Genomic DNA, 16,829 nt, shown 5'->3' with positions numbered 1-16,829 from the left:
CGCAGGTTTATTCCCAGTTGCCCAGGTCGGCGCTGTAGCCTTCGCCGCCGGGCTGGCCGTCCTGGCCGTAGAAAATCAGGTCGAACGCGCCGTGCTCGCCGGGGAAGCGATAGCCGAAGGCATGGCCGAACGGGTCCTTGAGGTCCGACTGCTTGGCGTACGGGCCGGCCCAACCGGCGGTGTTGCCCGGCTTTTCGACCAGTTGCTGCAGGGACTTGGGCGGCGAGCCGACGTCCAGTCCGTAGCTTTCGATCTTCATGCCCAGGCTGGCCAGTTGCGCCTTGCCGGCGCCGTACTTGCCCTTGTCGACGTTGCCGCCGACCTGGCGCACCACGATGGTGGCGACGATGCCCAGCAGCACGATCACGGCGAGCATTTCCAGCAGGGTAAAACCGCCCTGGCGGCGGGCAGGCTTGAATCGGGTGTGACGCATGGGTTGCTTCCTCAAGGGTTCATATATTGCTGGTCAGGCTCATCAGCGGCAGCATGATCGCCAGCATGATCACCGCCACCAGCACCGCCATGACCACGGTCAGGGACGGCACCAGAGCGGCCAGCAGGCGGTCGATGCCGCGTTTGGCTTCCACGTCGAACACGTCGGCGACCTTGAGCAGCATGCTGTCGAGTTCGCCGGCCTGTTCGCCGACTTCAATCATTTGCAGGGCCAGGTCGGGCAGCAGCGGTTGCGCGCCAAAGGCGCTGGCCAGAGTGCCGCCGCCCTTGACCGAATCGGCGGCGTCGGCGACCTGGGCCTGCAGCGCGCGGTTGGTGCAGACCTGCCGCGCGATGACCAGCGCTTGCAGCAGCGCCACGCCATTGCTGAGCAAGGTGCCAAGGGTGCGCGTCAAGCGGGCCGCCTCGACGCGTTGCAACAGCGGGCCGATCACACGGATGCCGAGCAGGCGCCGGTCGTAACGCTCACGCCGCTGCGGGTCGCGCAGGCGCGCGGCCAGTGTCCAGCAGGCGACGATCAGGCCGGCCAGCACGGCCAGCCCATACGCACCCAGAAACTGCCCGAGACCGAGGATCACTTCGGTGATCAACGGGATCGGCACGCCCAGGTCTTTGAAGATCGGCACGAATTGCGGCACCACGTACGCCAGCAGAAGGGCCAGCGAACCGAGCACGCCGACCACCAGAAACGCGGGGTAGATCAGCGCGTTGATCACTTCGCCTCTCAACAGCTGGCTGCGCTCCAGGTAATCACTGAGCTGACGCAAGGTATTTTCCAGGGCGCCACCGGCCTCGCCGGCGCGCACCATGCTCAGGTACAACGGCGAGAACTGGCTGCCCTCCTCCTCCAGCGCTTTGGATAATGGCTGGCCGGCCTTGACGTGTTCGCGAATGCGCTCGATCAGCGCGCGGGTCTGCGGCTGACCAGGCTGTTTGAGCAGGATGCCCAGGGAACGTTCCAGGGGTTGCCCGGCGCCGAGCAGGGTTGCCAGTTGCTGGGTGAAACTGACCAGCGCCGCGCCGTTCAACTGACCACGGCCGAAGGCCTTGCGCAGGCCCTGGGCACCGGCCACATCGATGTGCAACAACAGCAGGCCGCGCTTGTGCAGCGCGGCAACGGCGGCGTCCTGGTCCCTGGCTTCCAGGGTGCCGTTTTGCGGCTGGCCCTGGCTGTCGAGGGCGCGGTATTTGAACAGGCTCACGCGCCGTCTCCACGGGTGACGCGCAGCACTTCTTCCAGCGAGGTGACACCCGCCACGGCCTGGCGCAGGCCCTCTTCATGCAAGGTGCGCAGGCCGCCACGGCGGGCGGCCTGCTCGAGGGTGGCGGCATCGGCCTGACGCATCAGCAGGCTGCGCAGTTCGTCGTTCATCACCAGCAATTCGGTGATTGCGCTGCGCCCGTGATAGCCGCCGCCCGGCGCGTCGGCGCGGGGGCGGTAAAGCAGGATCGGGCGTTGTTCGGTAAAGCGGTCCAGGCCGTGTTCGGCGATCAATTCCGGCGGCGCTTCGAAGGCTTCACGCGTCGCCGGGTCGAGACGGCGCACCAGGCGCTGGGCGAGGATGCCGTTGACCGTCGAGGCGATCAGGTAGCTTTCGACGCCCATGTCCAACAGGCGCGTGATACTCGCCGCCGCACTGTTGGTGTGCAGGGTCGAGAGCACCAGGTGGCCGGTCAGCGAAGACTGGATGGCGATGCGGCAGGTTTCGAGGTCGCGGATTTCACCGATCATGATCACGTCCGGGTCCTGACGCACGATGGAGCGCAGCGCGCCGGCAAAGTCGAGGCCGATGGCCGGTTTGACCTGGATCTGGTTGATGCCTTCGAGCTGGTATTCCACCGGGTCTTCTACGGTGATGATCTTGCGCTCGGCGGTGTTGAGCCGCGACAGCGCGGTGTACAGCGTGGTGGTCTTGCCCGAGCCGGTGGGGCCGGTGACCAGCAGGATGCCGTGGGGACGCTCCAGCACTTCAAGGAAGGTTTCCAGTCGCTGGCCGTCGAAGCCCAGGCTCTGGAAATCGAACTGCACGGTCTGGCGGTCGAGCAGGCGCATCACCACCGATTCGCCAAAACTGGTGGGCACGGTGGACACCCGCAAGTCGAGTTCCTTGCCCTGGATGCGCAGCATGATGCGGCCATCCTGGGGCAGGCGCCGCTCGGCGATGTCCAGCCGCGCCATGATCTTTACCCGCGAGATCACCGCCGCCGACGAGCTGGACGGCGGCGCTTCGGCTTCGTGCAGCACGCCATCGATGCGGTAGCGCACCTTGAGCTGGTTTTCGAAAGGTTCGATATGGATGTCGGAGGCGCGATGTTCCACCGCGCGCTGCAGGATCAGGTTGACCAGGCGAATCACCGGCGCTTCGGAGGCCATGTCCTTGAGGTGTTCGATGTCTTCCAGCGTGCCGCCCTGCTCATCGAGGTTTTCGATCAGGGTGCCCATGGCCGAGCGGCCCTGGCCGTAGTACCGCTCGATCAGCGTTTCGACCTCATTGCGCGGGCCCACCGCCAGCCAAACCGGTACGCCGCAGGCATAGGCCATGGCCTGGAACGGATAAGCCTGCGCGGGGTTGGCGGCCAGCACGCGCACACCACCCTGGCTCCAGCCCACGGGCACCACCTGGTAATGGCGCATGAAACGCTCGGTCAGGGCCGGCAGTGGGTCGAGCAACGGCGGCGCCGCATCGGCCAGCACCAGCGGTGCGCCGAGCAGGTCGGCCCAGGCGCGGGCCAGCTCTAGTTCCGAGACCAGCCCGAGGCGGGTGAGCAGGCCGAGCAATTCGGTGTCGTCGGATTCCTGGGACAGGCGCCGGGCGCGCTCCAGGTCAACGGTTTTCAACCCGGCCTGCTGCATCAGCCACGCGCATACCTGGTCGGTATCCGGAATGTGCATCTGGCAGGCATTGAGGGGCGTTGACGGGCTGGGCATGGGCGACTGTCTGAGAGGAGTAGTTTGCAGGAGCCAGAAGCTCGCTCCTGCAAAGGGTTGCGCTTAGTTGGACGTTTTCGGCGTGCCCGAACTGTTCTGCGGGCGGCCGCCCTTGGTGGTTTCGGCCTTCTGTTTTTTGGCTGCCTTGGCGTCGTGGGCCTGGGTCAGCACGGTGGAATCGGTGGCGCCGGACTTGGCGTCGGCATCGGTGGACTCAGCAGCCATGGCCGCGCCACTCAGTGCAACGCCCAGCACAACACCAGCACTCAACAGGGAAATCTTCATCAACTTTCTCCAGATCAACAACAGCGATTAGCTCGAGTGGCGCCTTGAACTCGCTCAAGACCCTACACCAAAGCCGTGTATATGACAGCCTGTTTAGGGCATGGCCTTTTAGAACTACTGGACAGAGCCATTAGTTCGCCACCCCGGCAGACATTTTCTTAAACCAATCGACTTGTAGGTTTAGTTAAAGTTCAAAATCGTAAAAGAATATTTCTAATTTTACGCAAAAATTAGCTTTTGTTTGACTTACAAGCGCAAGAATTGTCTTAATTACGGGGTTTTTGCGATTCAAAATGCCACATCGTGATATCGCATAGACACCACTCATACTAATAACTCATACAATTATTACACTAATAAAACAGTGAAACTTGCCAAGTAATTGCAATTAGCCATCGGCTAAAAATTGCGTTAATGGCCAACTATTGCCTGTGAAAAAGTGACGAGCGTGTGCGCTGGAACACACTTGCTGCAGCGCCATGTTCAATAAACAGTGACTGGAGAGACCCATGAGTAAACGCAAGATGATCGGTGCGCAGTCGGCTTTTGCCCTGCTGGCACTGGCGGTATCCCAGGTGCACGCGGCGACCAGCCCGGCGCTGGATGAAGGCCGCGTGAGCCGCGCGGAAAAGGCCGCGGATAAAACCCTGGCCAAAATGACCATGGAAGAAAAACTCGCCTACATCGGCGGCACCGGTGGCTGGGACGTCAAGCCGTTGAGCCAGTACGGCATCCCGCAGATTCACGGCGCCGATGGCGGCGTGGGCGTGCGTTACACCAGCGAGGGCAATGCCCAGGGCGTGGTATACCCGTCCGGCCCGAACCTGGCAGCCAGCTGGAACCCGCGCCGCGCCATCGACGTGGGTCGCGCCCTGGGCTACGACACCGCCAGCGGTGGTTACCAGTTCGTCACCGGCCCCGGCATGAACCTGTACCGCATGCCCTACAGCGGCCGTGCGTTCGAGTACCTGTCCGGTGAAGACCCGTTCCTCGGCGCCAGCCTCGGCCCGGCACTGATCAACGGCATCCAGTCACGCGGGGTGTGGGCCAACGCCAAGCACTACGCGGCCAATGACCAGGAAAGCAACCGCTTCCACCTCAACGAAACCATCAGCGAGCGCGTGCTGCGCGAGATGACCCTGCCGCCTTTCGAGTCCGCCTCGAAGAACAGCAAGGTGGCGATGATGATGTGTGCGTTCCAGAAGGTGAACGGCGAATTCGCCTGCGAAAACTCGCACCTGATCCACGACATCCTGAAAACCGAATGGGGCTATCCGGGCTTCGTCCAGAGCGACTACAACGCCGTGGTCAACGGCCTGCCTGCCGCACAGGCCGGCACCGACCTGGACATGATGGGCTACCAGATGAACAGCACGGTGCTCAAGCCGTTCCTGGACAGCGGCGAGCTCAGCAGCGCAACCATCGATGACAAGGTGCGCCGCATCCTCAAGCAGATCTACCTGTACAAATTCGACAGCAAGGCGCCGTTGACCAGCCACAACATGAACAGCGCCACCAGCAACCGCGTGGCGCTGAACGCCGCGCGCGAAGGTATCGTGCTGCTGAAGAACCAGAACAACCTGCTGCCGCTGGACGCGAAAAAGGTCAAGACCATCGCCGTGGTGGGCAACCTCGCCAAGTACGCACCGCCGACCGGTTTCGGCAGCGCGAACGTGATGGCGGCCAACTACGTCAGCGAACTGAGCGGCCTGCAGCAACTGGCACCGGGTGCCAAGGTCGAGTTCATCGACGGTCTGTCCCTGGACCCGACCGCCTCGAACTGGACCCATCTGGACGGCAACGGCAACAGCGTCAAAGGCGTGAAGACCGAGTTCTTCAGCAACACCAACTGGTCCGGCGACCCGGCGGCCAGCCGCACCGATCAGCACGTTGACCTGGACTGGTCGACCGACAGCCTGCCGGTGAACGGCGATACGGCGGCCACGTCGATCCGCTACAGCGGCCAGATCACACCGACCGTCAGCGGCGAACAGGTGTTCAAGATTCGCGCCGACGGTGCGGTACGCCTCTACGTCAACGGCAAGAAGGTGCTCGACAACGGCGACGGCAAGCCGCTGCCGAACAACAGCATCCCGCCGACCATCCCCGTGTTCGCCAAGGTCAACCTGGAAGCCGGCAAGCCGGTGGACATCAAGCTCGAGTACTCGCGCCGCAACGGCTACCTCTCGACCATGGGCGGCCTGGTGGGCGTGCAGATGAGCTGGGCGTCGCTGGTTGCGCCGCAGGACCTGGCCAAGTACGACGCCGTGCTGGTAGCCGCCGGCAACAGCAGTGAATACGAAGGTGAAGGCTTCGACCACAGCTTCGACCTGCCGGAGTTCCAGGGTCAGTTGATCCAGAGCATCGCCAAGGTCAACCCGAACACCGTGGTGACCCTGCACGGCGGCACCGGGCTGAAAATGAGCGACTGGATCGACCAGGTGCCGGCCGCGCTGCATGCGTTCTACCCTGGCCAGAACGGCGGCCAGGCCCTGGCGGAAATCCTGCTGGGCAAGGTCAATCCGTCGGCCAAGCTGCCGATCAGTATTGAACGCAACATCGAAGACAACCCGATCTACGCGACCTTCCCCAAGTTCGACAACCAGGAAACCCTGGCCGAGATGAGCTACAAGGATGACCTGTTCGTCGGCTATCGCGGTTACGAGAAAAAAGGCATCAAGCCGCTCTACCCGTTCGGCTACGGCCTGTCGTACACCACCTTCGGCTACAGCAACATCAGCGTGACCCCTGGGGTCGCGGTGGCCGGCGCACCGATCAAGGTGTCGTTCGACCTGGCCAACACCGGCAAGGTCGCCGGTGCCGAGGTGGCCGAGCTGTATGTGGGGCAGAACAATCCCAAGGTTGAACGCGCACCCAAAGAGCTCAAGGGCTACAAGAAAGTGTTCCTCAAGCCGGGCGAAAGCAAGCGCGTGACCATCGAGCTGAACGACCGCTCGCTGGCCTACTTTGACGAGGCCAGCAAGCAGTGGGTGGTGGATGCCGACAGCTTCAACCTGTCGGTGGGTGGATCGTCCCAGGACATCCGCCTGAACGCCAAACTGGTCAACTCGTTCCGCCAGGAACTGTCGACCACCAGCAGCAACCCGTTGCCGCGTTCGGCGCTCAATTCAACGCTGCGTGAAGCGCCAAAGGTGAAGACCGGTGGCGTGCTCAAGCAGAACGAAAATACCGACAGCGACACCAGCGAAGGTGATGGCTACGACATGTCCGATGACAGCAGCCAGGGCAGCGCAGCCGGCAATTGATCGGCTGATTCAGGGATAGATCACGGTTCAGGGACGAACCTGATGGCTGCATCGACCCGCGCGATGTAAGTATCAAACCGCGCCACCAGGTCCACCTGCCCGGGAAAGCGCAGCCATTGGATCTGCAGGCCGTCCATCATGGCCAGGATCTCTTCGGTGAGCCCGGCAAGGTCCACATCCCCACGCACCTCCCCCATCGCTACCAGATCGGCAAACTGCCCGTGCAGTCGCTGCTGAATGCCCGCATAACGCTCCTGGAACCAGGTCCAGGCGGGTTGAGTGTCGAGCAGATTTTCCGCATTCAAAATCGTGAAGGCCCGCACCACGCCCGGCGCACTGGCATTGGAGCGGTTGATCGCGCGCAGGCTGCCAAGCAATCCAGACAGCGATTTCTCCGCCCGCACCTCGTCGGCAATCCGTTGATTCACCTCGTCGCGGCGCTGCAGTACGCCCATCAATAATGAAATCTTGCTGGGAAAATGATGCAGCAGGCCGGCCACCGAGATGCCGGCAATCGCCGCCACCCGGGCCACGGATGCACCGCTGTAGCCTTCCAGGGAAAACACCTGCAAGGCAGCGTCGAGCAGCTCTTCGCGGCGTTTTTCACCTTTGGGCGCGCGGCGGGTCTTGGGGGCAGGTTTGATCATGGGGACGTCCTTGTGGGCAGACGTGCACCGTATCCAAATTGCTGGCGGGTCGCAAATAAAGCGCGGGGGGCTTTTCAGCAGGCGAGAAACGCCGGGGCAGCGATCATGAATGCCTGCACGGGTGGAGTCGGTTAACACCGCCGCGTTACGTTCGATGCAGCAGGGTATTGGGCGCAACCCCAAAGGCCTTTCGAAACGCATGACTGAAGTGCGAGAAATCGGAAAAGCCGAAGTCCAGCGCCGCCTGGGAAACGCTGCGCACCTGGCCGCGCTCAATCGCTTCGCGACTGGCATTCAGGCGTTCTTTCCAGATCTCTGCGACCGGCGTTTTCTGATAGCGAGCGAAGGCGCGGGTGACGGTTCTGGTCGACACGTGGTGGGCCTGGGCAATGACTTCAATCGAAAGATCCGGCTCGGTCAGGTGCCGCTGGATGTACTGCATGATGCGGCCGTAGAGATCCAGTTCCTCGTGAGTCGTCTTGAGGTCCTGGAGCTCAAGGCTGATAACGAGCAGATCGAGCATGGCACTTGAGTAACGGGTGGAGATATTCGCATCCTGCAACGAAGCCGACGTATTTGACGCCTGTCGCAGCATTTCACGCAATGGGATGACGCCGGGGCGCCGGTCATCAAGGACCATGGCCGTGTAGTCGGCGATGCGTGGCAGGCGCTCGGTGAGCAGCGCTCGCGGGATTCGGACCAGGTGGTTTTCGGTACCACCAAAGCTGAATCGGAATGCCTGATTTGCGTCATAAAGAAACAAATTGCCAGGCGACAGGGTTGTTTTGCGCCCGCCCTGCTCAAGTTGGCCATAGCCGTTTCGAGAGAAACCCAGCCATATATCTTCAGCCGGACCGCTGCGCAAATGCCCGGCGGAGCGCTCCCAATAATGCAGGGGTGAGGACAACGAACAGATATCCAGAGCGCCCATGGGATTGACTGCGAGCGCACCGTCAAAACTGCTCTGGGACATGGGCTGGCTATCGGCCGCCAGGCAATGGCGGCACACCACTTCTTTCCAATAATCGAAGCGACGAGGTGCCGAAACGGCAAGGGTCGAATACTGAGTGGTTGAGTTCATGGCACGTCCCTCGGTACCGGTGCAGTAAGCGTTCGATAAGTTGTCATTGGTTTTTGAACGCAGGCAATCAAGCAATTAACAGGCCAGGCGAAATCACCTGGCCCCGCAGAGCGTCAAGCGCGTCACTCCTCTGCAAGTCACCGCCACGCGGCAGGGTGGGTGAAAAGCAAACCCTCCCCATTTGGACGCAAAGGTCTTCAGGCGTTGGCCGTGCGCGCACCAAAACCGTTCGTGGCGAGCCGTCAATGCCGTGTTGTCCTTGCCAGCCAAACAGTTGTCCTGACGAACAAAGCGGCCTATCGCCAGCCAGCCTAATTTCTGCCTCACAGCCGCTCATACCCCCGCTGATGAGGCACACCATGCATCCACACTCTGCGCAACGATTGTCTGACTCATCCTGGCTTCTGCACCAGCGCGACCTCGTGCCGGAAGAGTCGACCTGCTGGTGGATCGAATGGGGCGTCATGCAGCTGCTGCATCGCCGGCAGGTCACCGAGCGCGGACAACCGCGGGACCGCCAAGCCTGAACCGTATGCCTGAACGATAATAACCAGGAGCTCAACATGGAATCTGCAATCGACAAACATCTCAAATGTCCGCGCACCCTGTCTCGCCGCGTGCCCGAGGAGTACCAGCCGCCGTTTCCGATGTGGGTGGCACGCGCTGACGAGCAGTTGCAACAAGTGGTGATGGCTTACCTGGGTGTGCAATATCGAGGCGAGGCGCAACGCGAGGCTGCATTGCAGGCCATGCGGCATATCGTGAACAGCTTCAGCCTGCCCGATGGCCCGCAGACCCACGATTTGACCCACCACACCGACAGCAGCGGCTTCGATAATCTGATTGTCGTGGGTTACTGGAAAGACCCGGCCGCCCACTGCCGCTGGCTGCGTTCAGCCGAGGTGAATGGCTGGTGGGCGGCGCCGGAGCGTCTCGGTGAGGGCCTGGGTTACTTCCGTGAGATCACCGCACCACGTGCCGAGCAGTTCGAAACCCTGTATGCCTTCCAGGAAAACCTTCCGGGTGTCGGCGCGGTCATGGACGCCACCAGTGGGGAAATCGAAGAGCATGGTTATTGGGGCTCGATGCGCGATCGTTTTCCGATCTCTCAAACGGACTGGATGAAGCCGTCCGATGAACTGCGCATCGTCGCAGGCGACCCTGTCAAAGGCGGGCGCGTCGTGGTGCTGGGCCATGACAACATTGCGCTGATTCGTTCGGGCCAGGACTGGGAGGATGCCGAGGCGGATGAACGTTCACTGTACCTCGATGAAATCCTGCCGACGCTACAGGACGGCATGGACTTCCTGCGCGACAACGGCCAACCCCTTGGCTGCTACAGCAATCGGTTCGTGCGCAATATCGATATGGACGGCAATTTCCTCGACGTCAGCTACAACATCGGCCATTGGCGCTCACTCGAAAAACTCGAACGCTGGGCCGAATCCCACCCCACCCACCTGCGCATTTTCGTGACGTTTTTCCGCGTGGCCGCCGGTTTGAAAAAGTTGCGCCTGTACCACGAAGTGTCGGTGTCGGACGCCAAAAGCCAGGTGTTCGAGTACATCAACTGCCACCCGTGTACCGGCATGCTGCGCGACGCGCAAGCGGCGTCAGCCTAAGCCCCAGCGGCGTTACAGCCCACCCGGACTTCAGCTCGCTTGCCGCCTTTTTCAGGCGGCACGGCCCCCCTTTGCAAGGAATACGCGATGAACAACAAGATCCGTCTGCTGACACTCACCACCGTATTGCCCACGCTGCAGGCGCACGCCGTCGAGGTGGCCCCCGGCGATTACGAGCAATACCCCGTCGGCGCGACCATCGGTGCGATTTACTACCAGCACTCCACCACGAACTCGGCCTATACCAACGGCCATAAGGCCAGCTCGGACTTCAACCTGAACTCGGACGTTGGCATCCTGCGTCTGCTGCATGTTTACGCGTTGAGCGACACGCTCACCATCGACCCGCAATTCCTGTTGCCGTTCGGCCACGTGTCCACCGGCGGCGATGCCTCGGCGCTGGGCAGCACGCGCGGCATCGGCGACCTGATCCTGACGGCGCCGCTCAAGTGGCGGCTCAACGACGCCCGCGACACCCTCAGCATCGCGCCCTATGTGTATGTGCCCACCGGCACTTACGACAAGGACGACGCGCTGAACATCGGTGAGAACCGCTGGAAGTTCGAATTGCAGAGCGCCTACGTCAAGCACTTCACTGAACACTGGGCGATGGACCTGGTAGGCGGCGCGACCTGGTATGGCGATAACACCGATTTCGGTGCCAATGGCGACCGCCTCAAGCAGGACGTGTCCTACGCGGCGCAGGTGATGGGGCGCTACATGCCTGACGCCACGACCGCGTTCGGCTTAGGCTTTGGGCGTACCTGGGCCGGCGAGACCCATATCGAACACGTCAACCAGGACAACGAAATGGGCACGACCAACTTTCGCGTGACGGCCACCAAATTCTTTACCGCCCAGGACCAGATCCAACTGCAGTTGGGCAAGGACCTTTCGGTGGAGAACGGCCCCAGGGAAAACTTTCGGATGAACCTGCGTTACGCGCGCGTGTTTTGAGACAGACAGAGAGCTGTCCGTTTCAACCAAGCCGCTGTCTTTTTCAGCCAAGCCCGAGTGGGTCGGCCGGGATTATCCTGGCTTCCAGGCCCACTGATTTTTTTTGCCGAGCACGCCGTGCTCACAGGCCTTTACGATAAGGAAAGCCTCACTATGGCAATCGTTCGCCCCACCCTGGAGCAGCTACTGGATATCGCCGGTAACCTGCACATGCAGCTCGACCACGCACAGGCCAGCGAATACCTGGCCCTGATGCAACCGAGTTTCGACGCCTACGACCTGATCGATTCGCTGCCTGACTGCATCCCGCCGATACGCTACGAGCGCACGCCGGGCTATCGCCCCTCGGCGGCGCACAACCCGCTCAATGCCTGGTATGTACGCACCGAAGTCAACGGTGCCCGCACCGGCAAGCTGGCGGGCAAAACGGTCGTCCTCAAGGACAATATCTCGCTGGCCGGCGTGCCCATGATGAATGGTGCCAAGCCGCTGGAGGGCTTCGTGCCGTCGTTCGACGCCACGGTCGTCACCCGCTTACTGGATGCGGGGGCAACCATCATTGGCAAAGCGACGTGCGAGCATTATTGCGTGTCCGGTGGCAGTCATACCTCCGACCCCGCGCCGGTGCATAACCCCTACCGCCAGGGCTTTTCGTCGGGCGGCTCGTCGTCCGGCAGCGCGGCGCTGGTTGCCACGGGCGAAGCCAATCTGGCGGTCGGCGGCGATCAGGGCGGGTCCATCCGGATTCCGTCGGCATTCTGCGGCACCTACGGGATGAAGCCGACCCATGGCCTGGTGCCTTACACCGGCATCATGGCCATCGAAGCGACGATCGACCATGCTGGCCCCATCACCGCCACGGTGCGCGACAACGCGTTGATGCTGGAGGTCATGGCCGGCGCGGATGGGCTCGATCCACGCCAGGCCGCGCCCCGGGTCGACAGCTACAGCGACTATCTGCAGCGCGGGGTGCAAGGGCTGCGGATCGGCATTCTGCAGGAAGGCTTCGCACTGGCGAACCAGGACCCGCGCGTCACCGCCTCGGTACGCAACGCCATCGCCCAACTTGCGCGGCTGGGCGCAGAGGTCGAAGAGGTGTCGGTGCCCGAACACGCCATCGCCGGTTCGCTGTGGCTGCCCATCGGCTGTGAAGGCCTGACCATGCAGATGATGCACGGCAATGGGGCCGGCTTTAACTGGCAAGGTCTGTATGACGTCGCGTTGCTCGACAAACAGGCGCAATGGCGCGAGCAGGCCGATACGTTGTCGGCGTCCCTGAAGATGTGCATGTTCATCGGCCAATATGGCCTGGATCGCTACAACGGGCGTTTCTATGCCAAGGCGCAAAACCTGCGGCGCATGGCGCGGGCCGGTTATGACGCGGCACTGGCGCGCTATGACCTGCTGGTATTGCCGACCGTGCCTATCGTTGCCCAGCCCCATCCGCACGCCGATTGCTCAATCACCGAATACGTGGCCCGCGCGCTGGAAATGATCGGCAATGCCTCAGCCCAGGACATCACCGGCCATCCGGCCATGTCGATTCCCTGCGGCCTGGTGGACGGCCTGCCGGTCGGGATGATGCTGGTGGGCAAGCATTACGCCGAAGGCACGATCTACCAGGCAGCCGCCGCCTTCGAGGCGTCCGTCGACTGGAAAACCCTGTAATCGATTCGCCCCCGTGAAGCGCAAAAACAATAAAGCCATCAGTCGCTGCTTCGAAGCTCAATGATGAGGAGTCCAACGATGAAAACCCATGACCACACCACTTCGACCCCAGGCGAGCGAGCACAGGCGTTACTTCAGGTGCTCAAGCAAAAGGAGCTGATTCCCGACGGTTACATAGAACAGATGACACAGCTGATGGCACACGAATGGAGCCCGGAGAACGGCGCACGGGTGGTGGCCAAGGCGTGGGTGGACCCGGCGTTTCGCGAGCTGCTGCTACGCGACGGCACCGCCGCCTGCGCGCAGTTCGGCTACACCGGCCCACAGGGCGAATACATCGTCGCCCTTGAAGACACCCCGACACTGAAAAACGTCATCGTCTGCAGCCTGTGTTCCTGCACCAATTGGCCCGTCCTCGGCCTGCCGCCGGAGTGGTACAAGGGCTTCGAATTCCGTGCCCGACTGGTCCGTGAAGGCCGCACTGTCCTGCGCGAACTGGGCACCGAGCTGCCCCATGAAGTCACCGTCAAGGTGTGGGACACCAGCGCCGAAACCCGCTACCTGGTATTGCCGGTAAGGCCCCAGGGCAGCGAGGCCATGGATGAAGAGGCGCTGCAAAAACTGATCACCAAGGATGTGCTGATCGGTGTCGCGCTGCCCCACGTAGCGTAGCCGAGACGCGTTGTTCCGTTAACTTTTCAGAGGTATGCACAATGGATGGCTTTCATGATCTTGGCGGTTTCCAGGGCTTTGGCAAAATCCCCCACACCATCAACAGCCTGAGCTACACACCGGTGTTCAAACAGGACTGGGAGCACCTGGCCTACAGCTTGATGTTCATCGGCGTCGATCACTTGAAGAAGTTCAGCGTGGACGAAGTGCGTCACGCCGTCGAACGCCTGGACGTGCGTCAACACGTGGGCACCCAATACTACGAACGCTATGTCATTGCCACCGCCACCCTGCTGGTCGAAACCGGCGTGATCACCCAGGCGGAGCTCGATCAGGCGCTGGGCTCGCACTTCAAGCTGGCCAACCCCGCCCATGCCAAAGGTCGCGCGGCGCTGACCGGGCGGCCGCCGTTCGACGTGGGCGACCGTGTGGTGGTGCGCGACGAGTACGTGGCAGGGCATGTGCGCATGCCGGCTTACGTGCGTGGCAAAGAGGGTGTGGTGCTGCACCGCACATCGGCGAAGTGGCCGTTCCCCGACGCAATTGGCCATGGCGATACGAGCGCGGCGCATCAGCCCACCTACCACGTCGAGTTCCGCGTGAAAGACCTGTGGGGGGACGCGGCGGATGATGGGTTCGTGGTGGTCGACCTTTTCGAAGGCTACCTGGACAAGGCCAGCCCTGCACAAGCGGTGAACGCATGATGACCGGCGCCCAGTCGGGCCGACTACCGGTGACGGTACTTTCGGGCTTCCTCGGCGCCGGAAAAACCACCCTGCTCAACCATATTCTGCGCAATCGCGAAGGCCTGAGAGTGGCGGTAATCGTCAACGACATGAGCGACGTCAATATCGATGCCCAGGAAGTGCAGCGCGACGTATCGCTGCAGCGTGGCAGCGATGAACTGATCGAGATGAGCAATGGCTGTATCTGCTGCACGCTGCGCGCCGATTTGCTTGAGCAGATCAGCGCCCTGGCACGCCAGCAGCGTTTCGATTACCTGCTGATTGAATCCACCGGGATTTCCGAGCCGATGCCGGTCGCGGAGACCTTCGCCTTCCTCGACACAGAAGGCTTCAGCCTCAGCGAACTGGCGCGGCTCGACACCCTGGTGACGGTAGTCGACGGTAGCCAGTTTCAAGCACTGCTGGAATCGAGCGACAGCGTTGCGCAAGACAATACCGAGGGCGCGCCTGCACGCCCGCTGGCAGACCTGCTGATCGAACAGGTGGAATACGCCAACGTCATTCTCGTCAACAAACTGGACCTGATCGGTGAGCAGGATTACCTGGCATTGCGCTCGATCCTCGCCAGCCTCAACCCGTCCGCACGCATCCTGCCGATGGCCCACGGTCGGGTGGCGTTGGCCGCCCTCCTCGGCACCCATCTGTTCGATTTGCCCAGCCTGGCGGCATCGCCGGGATGGATGAAGAAAATGGACGCTGTCGACGCAGCGGCTTCCGAGGCGGATACCTATGGCGTGACGTCCTGGGTGTACCGCGAGCGCGCGCCTTTTCATCCGCAGCGCTTGCTCGACTTTCTCCAGCGGCCCTGGTGCAACGGTCGCTTGCTGCGCAGCAAGGGCTATTTCTGGCTGGCCAGCCGTCACCTGGAAACCGGCCTGCTGGTGCAAAGCGCCAGGCAGTTCCAGTGGGACTATGTCGGCCGTTGGTGGCACTTCGTCGAACCGGCGCAATGGCCGCGAGACGAATACCGCCTGCAGAGCCTCATGACCAAGTGGGACAGCATTGTCGGCGACTGCCGGCAGGAGTTGGTCTTCATTGGCCAGGGCATGGACACGGACAGGTTGCAGCGCGAACTCGACAACTGCCTGCTGAGCGTCGAAGAAATCGCCGCCGGCCCACCGGTCTGGCAGGCACTGCCGGGGGCGGCCGCATTTGATGCCGCTGCCATGTCCGCAGTCGCCCCGGCGGTGGATCCCATTCAAGGAGGTGCTGCATGATTTTTTTCAACCGGACCAGCCGCTGGGTATTGGCGCCGCTCGCCGACAGACTCGACCAGCCGGACCAGGCGAGCACACCTTTATCGTCGAGCAACCCGCTGTTGCGACGCATCCTGGCAGGCGTCGAGCACCTGCTGCAGGAACGGCGCGCCCTGCAGGAGCAGGCGCGCACGCTGACGCTGGATGTCGCCGAATTGAGCACAGGCCTTGCCGCGCGCGAAAAGCTGTTGCAGCAACTGGAAAACCGCCTGGCGCTGATCACCCAAGGGGCTGATGCCTTGTTTTGGGAGCTTGAGCTGGACGGGAACACACTTGCACCGACCTGTACGGTGCGCTGGAGCGGATGCTGCTCGCCCGAGCACCCATCGATTGACTCATTGGCGCGGTGGATTGAACAGCTGCATCCGGCTGACCGGCAACGCTTTCCGGCAGCCCTGGAGCGGCACCTGGCCGATCGCAGCGGGCGTACAGGTTTTGCCTTGGACGTGCGCATGGCGCCCGCTCCGGGAAACGACTATCGCTGGCGCAGGCTGCGCGGTCATTCGCGCCGCGATGCGCAAGGCGTGGCGGTCGCCGTGGGCGGAAGCCTGCAGGACATTCACGAACAGTACACCCGGCACGCGGAACTCGAACTGACGGCTGCGCGTTTCGAGATCTCCCGCGAAATGCTGCATGACGGGCTGTGGGATATCGAGGTGGTGGCCGGCGATCCGGCGAACCCGAACAATGTCATCTGGTGGTCTTCGCAAATGCGCCGGCTGCTGGGCTGCTCCACGGTCGAGGAGTTTCCCAACACCCTGGAAAGCTGGACCTCGCGCCTGCATCCCGAGGATAGCGCACGGGCCATCGCGGCATTTGTGGCGCATGTCGAGGACCGCAGCGGCAAAACCCCGTTCGATGTGGACTATCGGCTCAAGCACCAAAACGGCACCTACCGCTGGTTTCGCGGGCGTGGCCAGACGCGCCGCGCAGCGGATGGCTCACCGCAACGGGTGGTGGGCGCCATCACCGACATCCACGCCAGGCATGAAGAAAGTGCGATGCGCGAGGCTCAGGAGCAACAGCACCGGGTCATGCAAGAAACCCTCAGCAAGCTGACGCACATTGTCGCCACCATCCAGGGCATTGCCAGCCAGACCAACCTGCTGGCGCTCAACGCCGCCATCGAAGCAGCGCGGGCAGGTGACGCCGGGCGCGGGTTTGCGGTGGTCGCCGATGAGGTGCGCAAGCTGGCCACCCGCACCAGCCAGGCCACCCAGCAAGCCGCCGACATGATCGAGAGCTGA

General features: G+C 62.3%; 14 protein-coding genes. 8 read left to right on the top strand and 6 right to left on the bottom strand.

Translation table 11 applies throughout. From position 1 onward, the window contains the following. Window positions 1–7: 7 nt before the first annotated feature. The 4 genes from gspG to JOE32_RS01275 all read right to left on the bottom strand — a co-directional run bounded on the left by gspG (window position 8) and on the right by JOE32_RS01275 (window position 3,667). Window positions 8–433 carry a type II secretion system major pseudopilin GspG gene (gene gspG, locus JOE32_RS01290; protein WP_003231965.1) on the bottom strand — a complete coding sequence of 142 codons (426 nt, stop codon included), beginning with the start codon at window positions 431–433 and terminating at the stop codon, window positions 8–10. A gap of 19 nt (window positions 434–452) precedes the next feature. Then, entirely contained in the window at window positions 453–1,655 is a 1,203-nt protein-coding gene (gspF, locus tag JOE32_RS01285) for a type II secretion system inner membrane protein GspF (RefSeq protein WP_057008265.1), read from the bottom strand. Then, a complete protein-coding gene (gene gspE / locus JOE32_RS01280; protein ID WP_209980727.1) occupies window positions 1,652–3,382 on the bottom strand; it encodes a type II secretion system ATPase GspE in 1,731 nt (576 codons plus the stop codon). Before gspE ends, gspF begins: the two co-directional genes overlap by 4 nt. A 63-nt stretch (window positions 3,383–3,445) precedes the next feature. Then, on the bottom strand, window positions 3,446–3,667 hold the full coding sequence (locus tag JOE32_RS01275) for a hypothetical protein (protein WP_057008267.1): 222 nt from the start codon (window positions 3,665–3,667) through the stop codon (window positions 3,446–3,448). A gap of 509 nt (window positions 3,668–4,176) precedes the next feature. Between JOE32_RS01275 and JOE32_RS01270 the strand changes: the two genes are divergently transcribed. Beyond that, entirely contained in the window at window positions 4,177–6,933 is a 2,757-nt protein-coding gene (locus JOE32_RS01270) for a glycoside hydrolase family 3 C-terminal domain-containing protein (RefSeq protein WP_209980725.1), read from the top strand. A 20-nt stretch (window positions 6,934–6,953) separates the two neighbouring features. Here the strand turns inward: JOE32_RS01270 and JOE32_RS01265 are convergent, their stop codons facing one another. Together JOE32_RS01265 and JOE32_RS01260 are read right to left on the bottom strand one after the other, a co-directional pair. Continuing rightward, window positions 6,954–7,580: a TetR/AcrR family transcriptional regulator gene (locus JOE32_RS01265; protein WP_209980723.1), complete on the bottom strand. Its 627-nt coding sequence runs from the start codon at window positions 7,578–7,580 to the stop codon at window positions 6,954–6,956. 145 nt (window positions 7,581–7,725) lie between these two features. Beyond that, on the bottom strand, window positions 7,726–8,661 hold the full coding sequence (locus JOE32_RS01260) for a helix-turn-helix domain-containing protein (protein WP_209980721.1): 936 nt from the start codon (window positions 8,659–8,661) through the stop codon (window positions 7,726–7,728). 563 nt (window positions 8,662–9,224) lie between these two features. Here JOE32_RS01260 and JOE32_RS01255 point away from each other — a divergent pair. The 7 genes from JOE32_RS01255 (at window position 9,225) to JOE32_RS01225 (ending at window position 16,829) form a co-directional block, all read left to right on the top strand. Continuing rightward, window positions 9,225–10,283 (top strand): phenylacetaldoxime dehydratase family protein, encoded by a 1,059-nt coding sequence (locus JOE32_RS01255; RefSeq protein ID WP_209980719.1) that lies wholly within the window; start codon window positions 9,225–9,227, stop codon window positions 10,281–10,283. 87 nt (window positions 10,284–10,370) lie between these two features. Continuing rightward, window positions 10,371–11,240 carry a transporter gene (locus JOE32_RS01250; protein WP_209980717.1) on the top strand — a complete coding sequence of 290 codons (870 nt, stop codon included), beginning with the start codon at window positions 10,371–10,373 and terminating at the stop codon, window positions 11,238–11,240. 153 nt (window positions 11,241–11,393) lie between these two features. After that, on the top strand, window positions 11,394–12,908 hold the full coding sequence (locus JOE32_RS01245) for an amidase (RefSeq protein WP_209980715.1): 1,515 nt from the start codon (window positions 11,394–11,396) through the stop codon (window positions 12,906–12,908). Between the two features lie 78 nt (window positions 12,909–12,986). After that, window positions 12,987–13,580, top strand: coding sequence for a nitrile hydratase subunit alpha (gene nthA, locus JOE32_RS01240; protein WP_209980713.1), 594 nt, complete (start codon window positions 12,987–12,989; stop codon window positions 13,578–13,580). Between the two features lie 41 nt (window positions 13,581–13,621). Beyond that, entirely contained in the window at window positions 13,622–14,284 is a 663-nt protein-coding gene (gene nthB, locus JOE32_RS01235; protein WP_209980711.1) for a nitrile hydratase subunit beta, read from the top strand. Beyond that, window positions 14,281–15,543: a GTP-binding protein gene (locus JOE32_RS01230; protein ID WP_209980709.1), complete on the top strand. Its 1,263-nt coding sequence runs from the start codon at window positions 14,281–14,283 to the stop codon at window positions 15,541–15,543. The genes nthB and JOE32_RS01230 overlap by 4 nt, the downstream gene beginning before the upstream one ends. Beyond that, window positions 15,540–16,829, top strand: coding sequence for a PAS domain-containing methyl-accepting chemotaxis protein (locus JOE32_RS01225; RefSeq protein WP_209980707.1), 1,290 nt, complete (start codon window positions 15,540–15,542; stop codon window positions 16,827–16,829). Before JOE32_RS01230 ends, JOE32_RS01225 begins: the two co-directional genes overlap by 4 nt.

Source organism: Pseudomonas sp. PvP025 (assembly GCF_017832155.1).
Lineage (GTDB): Bacteria > Pseudomonadota > Gammaproteobacteria > Pseudomonadales > Pseudomonadaceae > Aquipseudomonas.
This window is presented reverse-complemented; position numbering and strand designations above follow the sequence as displayed.